The organism is Flavobacterium tiangeerense (assembly GCF_007830355.1).
In the GTDB taxonomy this organism is placed as follows: domain Bacteria; phylum Bacteroidota; class Bacteroidia; order Flavobacteriales; family Flavobacteriaceae; genus Flavobacterium; species Flavobacterium tiangeerense.
Genome location: NZ_VLKO01000002.1, coordinates 70,488 through 86,136, shown reverse-complemented (window position 1 = coordinate 86,136; position 15,649 = coordinate 70,488). Strand labels below are relative to the sequence as shown.

At 34.2% G+C, this 15,649-nt stretch carries 13 protein-coding genes; 8 read left to right on the top strand and 5 right to left on the bottom strand.

The window, feature by feature from the left end; genetic code table 11:
• Nucleotides 1-14 precede the first annotated feature (14 nt).
• Both IQ05_RS02055 and IQ05_RS02050 read left to right on the top strand, forming a co-directional pair.
• Nucleotides 15-416, top strand: coding sequence for a Sec-independent protein translocase subunit TatA/TatB (locus tag IQ05_RS02055; protein WP_144889355.1), 402 nt, complete (start codon nt 15-17; stop codon nt 414-416).
• Entirely contained in the window at nt 416-988 is a 573-nt protein-coding gene (locus IQ05_RS02050) for a phosphatase PAP2 family protein (protein ID WP_144889353.1), read from the top strand. The genes IQ05_RS02055 and IQ05_RS02050 overlap by 1 nt, the downstream gene beginning before the upstream one ends.
• 142 nt (nt 989-1,130) lie before the next feature.
• On the opposite strand, the gene IQ05_RS02045 is transcribed toward IQ05_RS02050, so the two are convergent.
• Nucleotides 1,131-1,772 carry an O-methyltransferase gene (locus IQ05_RS02045; RefSeq protein WP_144889351.1) on the bottom strand — a complete coding sequence of 214 codons (642 nt, stop codon included), beginning with the start codon at nt 1,770-1,772 and terminating at the stop codon, nt 1,131-1,133.
• Nucleotides 1,773-1,852: 80 nt separating this feature from the next.
• On the opposite strand from IQ05_RS02045, the gene rlmN reads away from it, so the two are divergent.
• Nucleotides 1,853-2,896, top strand: coding sequence for a 23S rRNA (adenine(2503)-C(2))-methyltransferase RlmN (gene rlmN / locus IQ05_RS02040; protein ID WP_144889349.1), 1,044 nt, complete (start codon nt 1,853-1,855; stop codon nt 2,894-2,896).
• A 54-nt stretch (nt 2,897-2,950) separates the two neighbouring features.
• Here the strand turns inward: rlmN and IQ05_RS02035 are convergent, their stop codons facing one another.
• The 3 genes from IQ05_RS02035 to IQ05_RS02025 are packed head-to-tail and all read right to left on the bottom strand — an operon-like array spanning nt 2,951 to nt 8,555.
• Complete coding sequence (locus tag IQ05_RS02035) at nt 2,951-4,033, bottom strand: alkaline phosphatase family protein (RefSeq protein WP_144889347.1); 1,083 nt, start codon at nt 4,031-4,033, stop codon at nt 2,951-2,953.
• 12 nt (nt 4,034-4,045) lie between these two features.
• A complete protein-coding gene (locus tag IQ05_RS02030; protein WP_158634568.1) occupies nt 4,046-5,455 on the bottom strand; it encodes a SusD/RagB family nutrient-binding outer membrane lipoprotein in 1,410 nt (469 codons plus the stop codon).
• Between the two features lie 10 nt (nt 5,456-5,465).
• Entirely contained in the window at nt 5,466-8,555 is a 3,090-nt protein-coding gene (locus IQ05_RS02025; RefSeq protein ID WP_144889343.1) for a SusC/RagA family TonB-linked outer membrane protein, read from the bottom strand.
• Between the two features lie 195 nt (nt 8,556-8,750).
• Between IQ05_RS02025 and IQ05_RS02020 the strand changes: the two genes are divergently transcribed.
• From IQ05_RS02020 to dnaG, 5 genes are all read left to right on the top strand, one after another.
• Complete coding sequence (locus tag IQ05_RS02020) at nt 8,751-9,728, top strand: polyprenyl synthetase family protein (RefSeq protein ID WP_144889341.1); 978 nt, start codon at nt 8,751-8,753, stop codon at nt 9,726-9,728.
• 212 nt (nt 9,729-9,940) lie between these two features.
• Nucleotides 9,941-10,510: an RNA polymerase sigma factor gene (locus IQ05_RS02015; protein WP_144889339.1), complete on the top strand. Its 570-nt coding sequence runs from the start codon at nt 9,941-9,943 to the stop codon at nt 10,508-10,510.
• Nucleotides 10,497-11,222, top strand: a complete 726-nt coding sequence (locus IQ05_RS02010; RefSeq protein WP_144889337.1) for a hypothetical protein — start codon at nt 10,497-10,499, stop codon at nt 11,220-11,222. The genes IQ05_RS02015 and IQ05_RS02010 overlap by 14 nt, the downstream gene beginning before the upstream one ends.
• Nucleotides 11,223-11,249: 27 nt before the next feature.
• Nucleotides 11,250-12,845 carry a hypothetical protein gene (locus IQ05_RS02005; RefSeq protein WP_144889335.1) on the top strand — a complete coding sequence of 532 codons (1,596 nt, stop codon included), beginning with the start codon at nt 11,250-11,252 and terminating at the stop codon, nt 12,843-12,845.
• A gap of 129 nt (nt 12,846-12,974) precedes the next feature.
• Nucleotides 12,975-14,951, top strand: a complete 1,977-nt coding sequence (gene dnaG, locus IQ05_RS02000; RefSeq protein WP_144889333.1) for a DNA primase — start codon at nt 12,975-12,977, stop codon at nt 14,949-14,951.
• On the opposite strand, the gene IQ05_RS01995 is transcribed toward dnaG, so the two are convergent.
• Nucleotides 14,948-15,577 carry a response regulator transcription factor gene (locus IQ05_RS01995; protein WP_086453011.1) on the bottom strand — a complete coding sequence of 210 codons (630 nt, stop codon included), beginning with the start codon at nt 15,575-15,577 and terminating at the stop codon, nt 14,948-14,950. The two genes, dnaG and IQ05_RS01995, sit on opposite strands and share 4 nt — an antisense overlap.
• Nucleotides 15,578-15,649: the final 72 nt, after the last annotated feature.

Here is a 15,649-nt window from a genome sequence, read left to right as displayed (position 1 = left end):
AAAAATATAAAATTATGTTTGGTATAGGAGGAGGCGAATTAATTTTTATCATGTTTATTGTACTTATGCTTTTTGGTTCAGATAAGATACCAGAAATTGCTAAAACCATGGGTAAAGCAATGGCGCAGCTAAAAAATGCTACAAATGATATAAAAAGTGAAATTCAAAAAGGAGCAGAAACAAATGGTTTTGATACCAAATCTATTTCTAGTTTGACAGGATCGATCAATAGCGAAATTAATAAAGCAAAAGAATCTATCTTGGGAGACATCTCTCCATTTGATTCTATTACATCAGGTGTAAAGGATGAAATTACAAAAGTAAAAGATAGTTTACTTGCCGAAACAAAACCTGTTGAAGAGGCAACTTCTTCACTTGAAGATGAAATTACAGGACCTATAAAACGACAAATGTAATGCTAGAAAAACTACGTGCACTTGATGTAGAACTTTTTATTTATCTCAATAGCCTTGGCAATGAAACCTTTGATGCAACTTGGTTATTTTTGACCAAACAAATCAACTGGCTTCCCTTTTTTTTATTGCTATTGTTTTTGGTTTACAAAAAAATAGGAAGCAAACAAACCTTGTATTTACTCCTATTTGTAGCGCTATTAATTACCTTTACAGATCAAATTACAAACGCTTTCAAAAATGGTTTTCAGCGTTTGCGCCCTTGTAACAATCCAGATATTAATACCTTTATCAGGGTGGTTCAATCCAGAAGTTCTTATAGCTTTTTTTCAGGACATGCCGCAAATTCTATGGCTGTTGCTAGCTTTTTATACTTTGTATTCAAAAGTAGAATCAAGTATCTTGGATTCTTGTTTCTTTGGCCTTTGGTTTTCGCGTACAGTAGGATTTATCTAGGCTTGCATTATCCATTAGACATACTCACGGGCTATTTCTTCGGCTTTGTTTTTGGGTATCTAATGCACCTTTTATACAAAAAAGCACAAAAGAAATATTTCCCTCAGGAGCTTTCATAACTCTTTTTATTTAGGAGCTATTTCCTGCTATCCGCTGTATTCCCGATCTAAAAAACTACGGCAAAAAGAGCCTTGTTTTTTAAGACCGGGAGATGCCGCTTCTATCAGGGCTAGGGCAGTTGTTTTCAGCAGAATTTTTAAACTAAAGAACTCTACTTACCGTTAATCCATCACGAATAGGCAGTAAAACGGTCTCTACTCTTGGATCCGTTGCTAATAAACGATTATATTCTAGTAATATTTTCGTACTCAAATCTTTAGGATTTAGTGGTTCCAAAACTTTCCCGCTCCATAAAACATTATCAGAGAGAATAATCCCTCCTTTATTCATTTTGGGTAAGATCAATTCAAAGTAGTTCAAGTAGTTTTCTTTATCTGCATCAATAAAAACCAAATCAAACTTTAAGTCAATCGTTGGGATAATGTCAACCGCTTCGCCGAGATGTTGAACAATTTGTTCTCCCCAAGGAGATTTGTCAAAATGCTTGCGTTGAAAATCAACTAATTCTTCTTTGATGTCAATCGTGTGCAATTGTCCGTTTTCTTGCATGCCTTCACACAAACACAACGCTGAATAACCAGTATAGGTTCCAATTTCCAGAATATTCAGAGGTCGAATCAATTTTGACAACATGCTCAAAACCCTGCCTTGAAAATGCCCGCTCAACATTCGCGGAAGCAAAATCTTTTGGTAGGTTTCTTTATTTAATGCTGCTAGTAAAGCAGGCTCTTTTTCAGAATGTTGCTCAATGTAATCTTCTAATTCTGGAGAAATGAAATGCATTATTTTAAATTTTTCACAAAATTACAAATAACCAAATTCACAAATAACGAAAACCTCAAAATACTTATTAACTTTGCAGCATGGAAATCGAAAAAAAAGATATAAGATCCCTTTCAAAAGAACAATTGCGTGATTTTTTTGTTGCCAATAATGACAAAGCCTTTAGAGGAAATCAGGTATATGAATGGTTGTGGAGCAAAGGAGCTCACAGTTTTGAGGACATGACCAATGTTTCGAAACAAACTAGGACTATGCTGGAAACGCATTTTGTAATCAATCACATCAAAGTAGATACCATGCAACGTAGTGAAGATGGAACCGTAAAAAATGCGGTTCGGTTACACGATGGTTTAGTAGTAGAGTCGGTTTTGATACCTACAAATACACGAACTACCGCTTGTGTTTCTAGTCAAGTTGGGTGTAGTTTGGATTGTAACTTTTGCGCTACAGCGCGATTAAAAAGAATGCGAAATCTAGAACCTGCTGAAATTTATGATCAGGTAATTGCTATTGATAAAGAAAGTCGCTTGTATTACAATCATCCGTTATCGAATATTGTTTTCATGGGAATGGGAGAGCCGTTGATGAATTACAACAATGTTTTGAAGGCTATTGAAATGATTACTTCCCAGGAAGGATTAGGGATGTCTCCAAAAAGAATTATGGTTTCCACTTCTGGAGTTCCTAAAATGATTAAAAAACTAGCCGATGACGATGTGAAATTCAAACTAGCCGTGTCATTACACTCGGCAATAGATGAAGTTCGCGCAAGAATTATGCCTTTTAGTGCTAATTTTCCTTTGGCTGAATTACGGGAATCATTAGAATATTGGTACCGAAAAACAAAATCAAAAATCTCCTATGAATATGTAGTTTGGAAAGGTATCAACGACAATAAAGAAGCGGTAGATGCATTAGTCAAATTTTGTAAATATGTTCCTTGTAAAGTGAATCTTATCGAGTACAACCCAATTGATGATGGGGAGTTTCAACAAGCATCTGAAGAATCTATAAATGCTTATATAAAAGCACTTGAAGCAACCGGAATTGTTGTAAAAGTGCGTAGAAGTAGAGGTAAAGACATTGATGCTGCTTGTGGACAATTGGCCAATAAAGAAGCATAAAAAAAGCTGTCCGAAAAAGTACTTTTGGACAGCTTTTTATTTGAAATATTATTTTTATTTTAGTACCGAAGGGATTTCTTTCGCAATAGGATGATTGGCTTCAAATGTATAACCCATAATCTTAGCTATAGTTTGTGCAAATTGATCTTGATACAATTGATTTTCCTCTTTTATTTCCCCTTTTGCTTCAATTTTTGGTCCCATAGCAGCAAACCAAATTTCTGAAGCGTCTTTTATTTGTGGTCCATGACTCGTCCATTCTGCTTTTGTGAGATCGCCTCTGCCATGATCTGTTGTAAATACTAAAGCCGTTTTGTCTTTGTATTGAGGATCGTTTTGTACAAAGTCCCAAATCTCTTTGATCCAAGCATCCACTTGATGTGCTGCATCTAAATAGGAACGATAAAATCCAGCATGAGCCCACTCATCCGTTTCGCCATAAGAGATGTATAATACTTTTGGTTTGTTTGTTTTCAATTCTTCAAGAGCGCCATAATGTGTAAATACATCCAGACATTCCTCCTCGTGAAAAGGTTTAAATGAATCTGCTAGCATAGCATTAATTAATTTTTGTCTCTCTGTTGGTGTTTTTCCTCCTACCTTATCAAAAGCAGATACCACTGGAAAACCTGCTCTTTTTTCATTTAGGATATTATCAAAAGCATCCCAAGCCCCAAAAGCAGCAACTTTGCCTTTTATTTTAGCTTGTTTGCTTAAGAATTCTAAAATAGTAATATTTGGATTTGCAGGATACTTATTTGAATTGATTAAAGTATCAGCGTAGCCTGTCATGATTTCGTTATAACCAGGATAACTAAACCAATAGGGATTGGCATTATTTACCTTGTTACCAAGGGTTCTGTTGCCATAAATCTGTCCTTTTTTAGCCAGAACAGACCACATAAAAGGCATTAATTTTTCTCTTCGCTCGTTTATATTTTCAGCCCAATATTTTTTATAAATATAAGTACTGTCGTTCTGATTGAATTTTTTGTCCTTAGCTAAAGCTTCGTCCATTCCCTTGAAAGCCTCTTGCCATCTAAATCCATCAGTGGTGATGATAATGATGTTCTCTGCTTTTTGGGCTTGGGAATTCACCGCAACAAGAAGGATCAGAATTAATAATATTTTTTTCATTTTCATTTTTTATTAAAAATTATCCCACCATACTTTCGCGTTAATATTGTCGCTTCCTCCTATTTTTTGTATCGCCTCGCTGTAATTTTCTTTGTTTACAGATTGCTCTAAACTTGGATATAAGATTCTTCTAGGTACTTTACCATTGTTTTTAGCTCCTGGACCTGCTTGAATAAAACTTGGTTTTCCAGTTCTTTTCCAGTCCAACCAAGATTCAATTCCTGTGTGGTATAAAGCTAGCCATTTTTGGGTATATAGCACTTCATTTGTAGCGTTATATGGTGCTGTAACTGTCAAGTAATTATTTGGCATCGTTACATTCCATTGCCCGAAAGAAGCTGTTACTGCGGTATCATAGTACATTTTGGCTGATCCAGTTGTAATAAGATTGCGTTGGCTCGCTTCAGCCAGCAAGAAGTTCAATTCACTATAGGTCATGAATAGAGAAGATATTTTTGTTTTCCCATAAAAATAATCTTCTGCTCTTCTAGAATATTTTGTTGGTTCCCCAATTTGATCTAGCGGTAATCCAGGTTTTAATCCTAAATGATTCGTTGTTCCTGCAATAGGATCAATCCATTCGTCTAGTCTAGGGTCATTATTTGCAATTAATGTATTCACTAAATTTGTGGAAGGAATCACAATATTGTAACCGTACAATCTGTTCACTCCATCACTCATAGGTGAAATATTAGGGTAGCTTCCTGAGTAAACATAATTTGCATTGTCAATATTCGATTGGAACAATGGATATAGTGCTGGTTTAGTAATAATCTCATTTAATTTAGCGCTAACATTGACCTTGTTGGAAATTCGCATCAAGAGACGAACATGTAGCGAGTTACAGAATTTTTTCCATTTTAACATGTCTCCACCATATAGTAAGTCTCCTTCTACTTTTGATTTAACATTTATCAAAGCGTTTGCATTGTCTAAATTTAAAAGCAGTTGTTTGTAGATAGCTTCTTGAGAATCATACTTAGGTTTTAATATTCCAGATTCTCCTTTTGAAGCTTCATAATAGGGAGCGTAACCATAAGTGTCTGTAATAAGACTCATCGTATATGTTTCAAGAACAAGACTAATGGCTTCGTAATTTTTGTCATTTAATGCAATGGCTTGTTTTTTAATGTCATAGATATCGTTAAGCCATTTGTACAATCCCCAAAAACGGTTGTCAGCTCCCCAATCATAAATATCTAGTTGGTTGTACTCATAGAAACCACCATATTGAGCTACGATGTCGCCAAAATCGTAGGAGTTTGTCACGTTACTATTGGCCAAGTTAAAAATAACGTTGGGAAGCATTTGCTTAGGTTGTGAAGCAGTGGGTTGATTTTTATTAGTGTTGATTTCTTCAAACCCATCGGTGCAAGAAATACTAAGAGTTAATAGTACTATAAAGGCTAAGATTTTTTTCATGATAATTTTTTTAGAATGAAGCATTTAATTTGATTCCATAATTTCTGGATGATGGGAGTTGCAATACTTCGAATCCAGGTAGTAATGTACCGCCACTTATTGCTTGAGTTTCTGGGTCAATGTTTGGAACTTTTGTCCAAAGGGCTAGATTGTTTCCAACTAATCCAATACTTAAGTTTTGCATTTTTACCGCTTTGGTCCATTTGTCAGATAGTTTGTAATTCAAACTTACCTCTCTCAGTTTTACATAAGAAGCGTCAAATGAATTAGCCTCAATATTATCTCTACGATAAGAATTGTAGTAATACCAGTTTTCTGCACTCACAGAAGTTGTGTTTGGTCTGTATGTTCCGTCTGTGTTTTGAACAACTCCGTTACCAATAATTCCTGTTTCTCTACCAGGTAATGAAACGGCAAGGATGCCACTTTCCATCCCAATTGAATTGGTCATTGAATATATTTTACCACCGTGGCGTACATCTAATAATGCATTAAGATTGAAGTTTTTATATTTAAGATTGGTGCTAAGGCCCAACATCCAATCTGGATTGTAGTTTCCTATTTTTTTGATTTTTGTATCTAAAATTGGAGAACCATTAGCATCGAATACAATTTGATTGTCAGGACTTCTTAAATAACCACGACCGTACATGTCTCCCATTCTCTCGCCAACACGTGCTTCAATTGTGCCACCATTTGGACCTTGAGCAATGATGTAATTGTTAATTCCTGGAGTCAATTCTTTTACAGTACCACGGTTCTGAGTAAAATTAGCGTTAAGTGACCATTCAAAATTTTCTGTTCGAACAGGCGTGATTCCTAATCCTATCTCGATTCCTTTGTTTTGTATTTTACCTGCATTGATTACATTCGAATTAAATCCAGAGGCTTGTGACACATCTAAACCTACGATTTGATTTTTAGAATCGGTGATGTAATAACTAGCATCTAGCGTAATTCTTTTTTTGAAAAACTGAGCTTCAACACCTACTTCATAGGATGTTGCAATTTCAGGCTTTAAATTACTATTTAAAATAGTGCTAGGATTAGTCAATGTACCCGCTAAAGTTCCATTGTTGTATGTTTTAACTAATTTGTAAGGATCAGTGTCGTTCCCTACAGAAGCTGCGTTGACTCTCAGTTTTAAGAAATCAATATTCTCATTCATTTCTAATAATGAAGTTGGAATAAAGCTTAATGAAGCAGAAGGATAGAAGTAAGAATTATTGTCTGCTGGAAGAGTAGAAGACCAATCATTTCTTGCTGTTAGATCTAAGTATAGATAATCTTTGTATCCAATATTTGCAAAACTATACATGCTGTTAATGCGTTTTTTGTAAATATCTCTTGATGAAATAGGCATAACATTAATGTTTTGCAAATTGTAAATTCCAGGAATACTGATTCCTTGTCCTTCAATTTTACTTTCAGATGTGTATTGGTTCATGCTGTTTGCTCCGTAGGATATTTTAACCGAAAAATCCCCAAAATTATGATCGTAACTTAGCAACATATCAGCATTGTATTCTGTAAAACCAATCGTTTGTTCGCGGTACATTCCAGAAACATATCTTGAAGATCCAATTGGTCGTCTTGACCATCTAAAATCATTAGAATTGTCCATTCCTATTCTAGCCATAAACGAAAAGTTTTCATCGATTTCATAAGTAGAAGAAATGTTACCAAAAAGACGCCCTTTTTTAAATGCATTAATATTTTCATACGCAATTTTAAATGGATTGTCTCCCCAACCAAACATGCTGTTTTGTCTCACATCTTTAACAATCCAGTAATCTTTAAGCCAATCTAAGTCTACATTGGTATGATTCCAAAGTAAATTGTACATAATTCCTTGACTTCCGTAACCGGTTACAGGAGTATTATCACTAGCACTTTTTGTGTAAGTAGCTACTGTGCTAATTTTCCATTTGTCTGAAATAGAGTAATTAAGGTTGAGATTTATGTTTTCTCTTTTTAAATTAGAATTAGGTACGATATCCTCGCTGGAAGTTTTTCCATAGCTTAGCCTGAAATTAGTTTTTTCATCTGATCCAGAAATCGATACTGAGTTTGAAATCGAGTTTCCTTTTCTAAAAAAGTCATTTAAGTTGTATCTGAATTCAAATGGTAAAACTTGTCCTAGTCCTATTGAATATCCTGGACTTCCATTCTGTAATAAAGATACTCCTGAGTCAAAACGTGGACCTAAGTTTGTATCTGCTCCAGGATCGTATACTTGTTTTGATCCCGCACCATAAACACCTTGAATTTCAGGTAAGCGCAATGCTTCGCTTGTCATGAAAGAAGAAGCGATTGAAACACCAAATCCTTTGCCTTTTTTGCCAGATTTAGTAGTAATAACAATAACACCATTTGCTGCTCTAGAGCCATAAAGTGCCGATGCGGCTGCACCTTTTAGTACGTTTACGCTTTCAATGTTTTCTTGATTAATTTCAGAAGCACCATTGCCATAATCAGTTGGTAGGTTAGTCTGAGTAGTGGGACCGCCTCCTATACCATATACATTATTATTGATTGGAATACCATCAACTATAAACAAAGGTCCGTTATTATTGATGTTCAAAGATTTGTCTCCACGGATAGTAATTCTTGAAGAACTTATGATTCCGTTTCCAGAGCCAGTAATTTGTACTCCTGATATTTTACCTGTTAAGTTAGATACAAAATTTGCCGAGTTTACTTTATTGATATCCTCTGATTTCAATTCTTGGGAAGCATATCCTAAAGCACGTTTATCTCTTTTAATTCCTAAAGCAGTTACAACAACTTCTCCAAGTGATATAGAATCTTCTTGCAATGTAACATTCATATTTTGTTGGTAGGTCACCACAACCTCTTTAGTAATAAAGCCCATGTAGCTAAAAACTAATGTCTTGCCTAGTTCGGTATTAATAGTGTAGTTTCCATTTTCATTTGCGGTGGCTGCAGTTTTAGTTCCTTTAACTAAAACAGTTGCCCCAGTAAGCGGGAATCCGGATGAATCGGTTACTTTTCCTGATATTGCATTAGTTTGTGCAGTAGTAATATGTGCGCAAAATAGAAGTAAAAGAAAGAGCAGATTTTTTCTTAAAATTTTCATTGGTGTGTTGTTTTATTTTGTTTTGCAAACTTAGAAGGGAGGGATCGTCAAGAGATTAAGGTAACTTTAACAAAAACCGTAATAGGATTAAGGATAGGTTAGCAATGTTAGGAGTACGTTTTTTTTAGAATTGGAATACTAAAATTAGTTTTTAGCGTATTTATATTTACTAAAAGACGTAACTTTGATTTCTTAATGAATGTCACCTCTCAAATAAAACAGCCCATCTTAAAAGAAATGGAACTTTTTGAAAAAAAGTTCTATGAATCTATGACTTCGCAAGTGGCTTTACTCAATAGAATTACCTATTATATAGTAAACCGAAAGGGGAAACAAATGCGTCCTATGTTTGTTTTTCTTACTGCAAAAATGGTTGCAAATGGCTTGGTAAATGAGCGCACTTATCGTGGTGCTTGTGTGATAGAGCTTATACATACTGCTACACTGGTTCACGATGATGTAGTGGATGATAGTAATCGCCGAAGAGGTTTTTTCTCTTTAAACGCATTATGGAAAAATAAAATTGCTGTTTTAGTAGGTGATTATTTGTTGTCAAAAGGCTTGTTGCTTTCTATTGATAACGGTGATTTTGATTTACTTAGAATCATTTCTGTCGCTGTACGCGAAATGAGCGAAGGGGAATTACTTCAAATTGAAAAAGCCCGTAGACTGGATATCACTGAAGATATTTATTACGAAATTATTCGAAAAAAGACAGCTACTCTTATAGCTGCTTGTTGTGCTCTTGGAGCAAAATCTGTTATTGAAGATGAGCTGCAAGTCGAGAAAATGCGAAAGTTTGGAGAACTTATAGGTATGGCTTTTCAAATCAAAGATGATTTATTTGATTACACTGATGAAGCCATTGGTAAACCAACCGGAATTGATATCAAAGAGCAAAAAATGACTTTGCCTCTTATCCATGTTTTAAATACTTGTACCCCAAAAGAGAAAAGTTGGCTTATCAATTCGATAAAAAATCACAACAAAGACAAAAAACGCGTTAAAGAGGTTATTGCATTTGTGAAAAACAACAATGGTTTGGTTTATGCTGAAGCAAAAATGGTTGCTTTTCAACATGAAGCACTTTTATTACTTCAAGATTTCCCTCAATCAGATTATAAAAGCGCCCTAATTTTAATGGTCAATTACGTTATTGAAAGAAAGAAATAATCTTTTTTAAAATATTTCATCTTCTAAACGCCTTATTTTACTAGTTTTTTTGATTTGCAAAGTTCAAAATCAAAAAAAAATCAGATGTCATGCAACCTTTTTATATCGAAAAGCGTCTATGTAAATAGAGATGAGGTTCAATATCAAGATTTAATTGCATCAGCACTAAAATGTATTGACATTGATATTGATTTTTGCCATTGAAATTATTTATGAAAGTAATCAACTTACATCACGAGGAAAAGGAATTAATCCGGTTGGCTGTCGATAATAATCGACAAGCGCAACAGCAAATTTATACCCAGTTTTCTCCAAAAATGCTAAGTGTTTGCCGTCAATACATAAAAGATATGCATCAGGCCGAAGACGTTATGATTACCGCTTTTATGAAGGTTTTTACCAATCTTAAAAATTACGAACACAAAGGAAGTTTTGAAGGCTGGATAAGGCGGATTATGGTCAATGAATGTATTTCTTTTATCAGAGTAAATAAAAAAATTAAATACATCGAAGATGATTTCGTAATCGGTCGCGATGAGGAAAGTTTTAATGCTATTGAAAGTCAATTATCAGTAGACGACATTCAATCCTTGATAGATAATTTACCAGATGGTTATAAAATGGTTTTCAATTTATTTGCGATAGAAGGATTTAAACACCATGAAATTGCAACCCTGTTGGGAATTAATGAAGGAACATCAAAGTCGCAATTATCTCATGCTAGAAAAATGCTGCAAGTACAAATTAGTACAATAAAAAATTATGAGTATGGAACCGAATAAATTTGAAATACAAATAAAAGAGCAGTTGAATGCTAGAGAAATCAAACCTTCGGCGATGGCTTGGGATAAACTCGACACAATGCTTTCTGAGACAGAAAAACAAAAAACTAAATTTCCATGGTTGTATGTGGCGGCAAGTTTTGTTGGTTTTCTACTTATTGGAACCCTATTTTTTGATCAAAAAGAAAGTGTGAATTTAAATCAAGACAATGGAGTTGTATTTCAAGATTCGAAAAAACAAGAAAATAACTTTACTACAGCCGATTCGTTACAAAATACAAATACACTGTCAAATGCTTTAAAACCTAACGTTCAAAAAGGCATTGTTACTCCTCAATACCAAGCTTCAACGCAGCAAAAATCATTGAAATTAGAAAAGAATGAACTGGCTGCAGTCCAAATTAAGAATTCTAAAAATGATAGTTTAACCATTTTAGTAGAAAATAATAATCTAAAAAAGGGTACTAAAAACAGGTATGTTTCAGCATCTGGATTGTTAGCAGAAGTGAGTAATACACAACTGGAGTCATCAACTAATTTGCAAGTCAATCCAAAACCGATAAAAAGCACCACGGTTAATCCTCAAAATTTATTGTCGGATGTAGAAACAGAGATGAATCAAACCTTTAGAGAGTCGGCCATAAGCAAGTTTAATAAAAATTACAACGCCATAAAAACAGTTTTGGCCAATAGAAATTACGAAAAAGAATAATCAATCATCAATCAAAAATCGAACATCATGCAAAAAATTATTTTAATCACAGTTATGGCAGTACTTGCTTTTTATAGTAGAGTAAATGCACAAGGAGTAGAAGCTAGTAAAAATAGTCGCGATTGGTTTTATCGAGGTTCAAAACCAAAAGATTATGAAATGGGTCCAATTGCAAATTCGTCGCAAAATAACAGTAGCGAATATCAAATTAAATCTTTAAAAAAGAATATCAATGGTTTTGGGACTATGATGAAAACGATAGAACCATCAATGTATCTTGGGAAAACAGTTAAAATGTCAGGATATATAAAATGTGATAATATTAAATCTTGGGCTGGTTTATGGATGCGTGTGGATTACTATGATGTGGCTGTTTTAGCGTTTGATAACATGCGAAGAAATCCCATAAAAGGCACAAAAGACTGGACAAAATATGAAATTGTGTTGCACGTACCAGCAGATGCAACTTCAATTTCTTACGGAGTTTTATTAGATGATACAGGTCAGGTGTGGTTTAAAGACATTGCATTGGAAATAGTTGATGATACTACACCTGAAACGGGACTAACTAAGGGAAGAGACCATCAATCAATTCCATTTGAGACCAGAGCTAAAGCTATTGGTAACGAAATTAAATCAATAACAAGTTCAGAAAAAAATGCGTTAAAAAAAGAGATTGAAAAAATTGATAAAGATCTCGATAATAAAGTAATTACGAAGGAACAAGCGGATGATTTAAAGTTAAAGAAAGCAGCCGTTCACGCCGCAAATATTGATTCTAAAGTTAGTGTTCAAGAAGAGAAACTCAACCAGTTGGTACAAGATAAAGTGGATGGAAAAGTGCAGGACGCTAAAGACACTAGAAGTGGTGGCAGAATGGTTATTTTTGGGACTAATTCTGAAGAGCTTGGACCAAATCAAACCGAATTTAATATTTCCTCTTTAAAAGTGTACAACGGACAATCTGATAAGGATGAACGCCAATCCAAAAGGACAACTTCACAATTTGTTTTTGCTGCAGGATTGAACAATGTTGTTACTGATGGCGAAGTTGAAAAATCAGATTTCAGGTATTTAGGATCTCATTTTTATGAAATTGGCGTTTCTTATAATTCTAGACTTTTAAACAATTCTAACCTATTGCATGCCAAGTACGGTTTATCAGTTATGTACAATAACCTTCGCCCTACAAACAACCGTAGTTTTGAGGTGAATGGCAATCAAACCAATTTGACAGTGAATCCTATTGAATTAAAAGATTCTAGATTTAGAAATGTGAGCTTGGTATTTCCGTTACATTTAGAATTTGATTTTAAAAAGCCAGAGGTTAAGAACGATAAGACCTATTTTAAATCTCATCAGAGTGTTAGAGTAGGACTAGGCGGGTACGCAGGAGTAAACGTGAAAACAAAACAAATTTTACAATATGAAAATTCAGATTTAAAATCAACCGAAAAAACAAAAGGAGATTTTAACACTAGTGATTTTGTCTATGGATTGAGCACTTATGTAGGATATAAAGCTACAAGTTTATACTTGAAATACGATTTAAACCCATTGTTTAAAGACAATGCTGTCAAGCAAAACAATGTTTCATTAGGTTTGCGTTTTGATTTTAATTAATTGCTGATGGCATTTTAGCAGCATAAAAAAGCACTTTGTAAAGAAGTGTTTTTTTGTTTTTTAGATTGTGAATTATCCAATTTGATTTGTGTAATTTTACATTTTCAATCCCTAAATATTTTATTAAACTTGATTTCAAAAGCTACAATTGATACTGTTTATGAAACTGCTCGTGTAGAGGAGGTTATTGGTGAATTTGTTCATTTAAAAAGAGCAGGAAGTAACTATAAGGGGTTAAGTCCTTTCTCTGAAGAGCGTTCACCATCATTTATGGTTTCTCCGGCCAAAGGAATCTGGAAGGATTTTAGTTCTGGAAAAGGTGGAAATGCTGTTGCTTTCTTGATGGAGCACTCTCATTTTACGTATCCAGAAGCCATTAGATACTTAGCCAAAAAGTATAATATTGAAATTGAAGAAACAGAGCAAACAGATCAAGAAAAAGCCCTCACAGATACTCGAGAAAGCATGTATTTGGTCTCGGAATTTGCCAAAACGTATTTCCACAATACACTTTTAAATTCCGAAGAGGGAAAAGCTATTGGATACTCTTACTTTAAGGAAAGAGGTTTTACAAATGAAACCATCAAAAAATTCAGCCTTGGATATTCACCTGAAAGTTGGGATGCGTTTACAAAAGAAGCTCTTGGTAAAGGGTATAAATTAGAATTTCTGGAAAGTACAGGACTTACAATTCCGAAAGAGGACAGACCTTTTGATCGCTTCAAGGGCCGTGTGATGTTTCCTATTGAAAGCATGTCTGGACGTGTTTTAGGTTTTGGAGGTCGTATCTTAACCAATGATAAAAAAGCAGCAAAATACCTAAACTCACCTGAAAGTGAAATTTACCACAAGAGTAAAGTGTTGTATGGTATTTATCAAGCCAAACAAGCTATAGCAAAATTAAACAATTGCTACCTTGTGGAAGGGTATACGGATGTGATACAATTCAATCAATCAGGTATTGAGAATGTGGTAGCTTCATCTGGAACTGCCTTGACGCCAGATCAAATTAGACTGATAAATAGATTGACAAAAAACATTACCGTTTTATTTGATGGTGATGCAGCAGGATTGCGCGCCTCTGTGCGAGGGATTGATTTGATACTTGAAGAAGGTATGAATGTCAAAGTATGTACTTTTCCCGATGGGGAAGATCCGGATAGTTTTGCAAAAAAAACGTCGTATGATGATTTAGTCTATTATCTTGAAAATAATTCTAAAGATTTCATCCAGTTCAAAGCATCGCTCTTAATGAATGAAGCCAAAAACGATCCAGTAAAAAAAGCCGACCTGATTCGGGATATGGTAGGGAGTATATCTAAAATTCCAGATCGAATTCAACGCGAAATTTACATTCAGGAATGTTCCCGAATTATGGATATTTCAGAGCAAGTATTACAAAGTACTCTGGCACAATTATCTCAAAAAGAAGTTGCCGAGGTTGGAAAAAAACAAAAACAAGAGCAACAAGCTTTTGAAATTGTTAAAAACGAAAATCCAATTGCTGCCGTTAAAGTTGATGTGTTAAATCGATTGGAACGTAAAATAATTGAAATTTTACTGTTGTATGGCAATCTAGAAGAAGAATTTGAAGATGTTTTTTTGCGTACAAATGCAGAAGGAGAAATTGAAACTGTTTCAGAAAAAAGAAATTATAAGGTTTACCAACGTATTTACCTCAGTTTGCAAGAGGATGAGGTGCAACTTGCTAATCCATTATTTAGAGCAATTTACAATGATCTTATAGCGTTTTATAATGAGAATGAATCCTTTAGTATGGAACAGTATTTAATGCGCTTGGATGTTGACTTTGCTCAAGAAGTAACAGATATTTTAATGGAAGATGAGCAACTCGTTCTTCATGATTGGGTAGGTCAAAATATTTTTCCAAAAACTAAAAATGAAACAATAGGTCAAGAGGTTTCAGAGACTATTTTAACGCTTCGTTGGTATCTTGTAGGAAGTATTATAGAAGAATTAAAAAGCTCTATATCATCTGAACCAAATTCAGATAATACAGAGCCTTTATCATTAGTTATGGATTATAATATTTTAATCCATTCTTTTTCAAAAAAATTAGGTCGTGTAATGTCAAGATATTACTAAACGATTTCTAATTTTTTTGCTTTGTCTACTAGATCAACCAGATTGGTTACATTTAGTTTAGTTAATAAACGTAACTTGTAAGTACTGATTGTTTTTTCATTCAGGTTTAAGATATCAGCAATTTCGTGATTCTTTTTCCCTCCACTCAAGTAGCGTAATACTTCAACTTCACGGTTAGAAAGTTTGCGATACAAACGCTCACTTTTAGTTTGTTTTGCAATCAAGGCTAAGTTTTTCTTCACGGTTTCATTCATGATGATCTTACCTTGTGATACTTTTACAATAGCAATTCCTAGTGTTTCTAACTTTTCGGATTTGTGCACAAAGCCAGATGCTCCGGCTTTAATGGCATTTGGTGCATAAATCTGTTCAGATAGACCACTGTATAAAATCACTTTTGTTTTTGGGAAATCTTTCAAGATTGTTTTGATCTCGAAGATACTTGAAAGTCCTTCCAGGTCCAAATCTAGTACTAATACATCAATGTCTTTGGTTTGAAGTATATCTCGTACCATCAAGAAATTGCCCACATTGGCTACAATGGAGATGTCAGCATTATCTTTAAAGTAAGATTTTACTCCAAAATGCACAACAGGATAATTATCGGCTATACATACTTTAATCATAATTTTAAATTTTTTTGAATTGTTTGTTATTGGAAATGTAAAATTAATAAATAAATTCTGTAATTAATTGTA

What these genes read in the sequence shown, in the direction of transcription:
- IQ05_RS01995 (WP_086453011.1), bottom strand. Translation starts at nt 15,577, where the DNA reads ATGATTAAAGTATGTATAGCCGATAATTATCCTGTTGTGCATTTTGGA.
- IQ05_RS02010 (WP_144889337.1), top strand. Translation starts at nt 10,497, where the DNA reads ATGGAACCGAATAAATTTGAAATACAAATAAAAGAGCAGTTGAATGCT.
- IQ05_RS02050 (WP_144889353.1), top strand. Translation starts at nt 416, where the DNA reads ATGCTAGAAAAACTACGTGCACTTGATGTAGAACTTTTTATTTATCTC.
- IQ05_RS02055 (WP_144889355.1), top strand. Translation starts at nt 15, where the DNA reads ATGTTTGGTATAGGAGGAGGCGAATTAATTTTTATCATGTTTATTGTA.
- IQ05_RS02020 (WP_144889341.1), top strand. Translation starts at nt 8,751, where the DNA reads ATGAATGTCACCTCTCAAATAAAACAGCCCATCTTAAAAGAAATGGAA.
- rlmN (WP_144889349.1), top strand. Translation starts at nt 1,853, where the DNA reads ATGGAAATCGAAAAAAAAGATATAAGATCCCTTTCAAAAGAACAATTG.
- IQ05_RS02015 (WP_144889339.1), top strand. Translation starts at nt 9,941, where the DNA reads ATGAAAGTAATCAACTTACATCACGAGGAAAAGGAATTAATCCGGTTG.
- IQ05_RS02005 (WP_144889335.1), top strand. Translation starts at nt 11,250, where the DNA reads ATGCAAAAAATTATTTTAATCACAGTTATGGCAGTACTTGCTTTTTAT.
- IQ05_RS02035 (WP_144889347.1), bottom strand. Translation starts at nt 4,033, where the DNA reads ATGAAAAAAATATTATTAATTCTGATCCTTCTTGTTGCGGTGAATTCC.
- IQ05_RS02045 (WP_144889351.1), bottom strand. Translation starts at nt 1,772, where the DNA reads ATGCATTTCATTTCTCCAGAATTAGAAGATTACATTGAGCAACATTCT.
- IQ05_RS02030 (WP_158634568.1), bottom strand. Translation starts at nt 5,455, where the DNA reads ATGAAAAAAATCTTAGCCTTTATAGTACTATTAACTCTTAGTATTTCT.
- IQ05_RS02025 (WP_144889343.1), bottom strand. Translation starts at nt 8,555, where the DNA reads ATGAAAATTTTAAGAAAAAATCTGCTCTTTCTTTTACTTCTATTTTGC.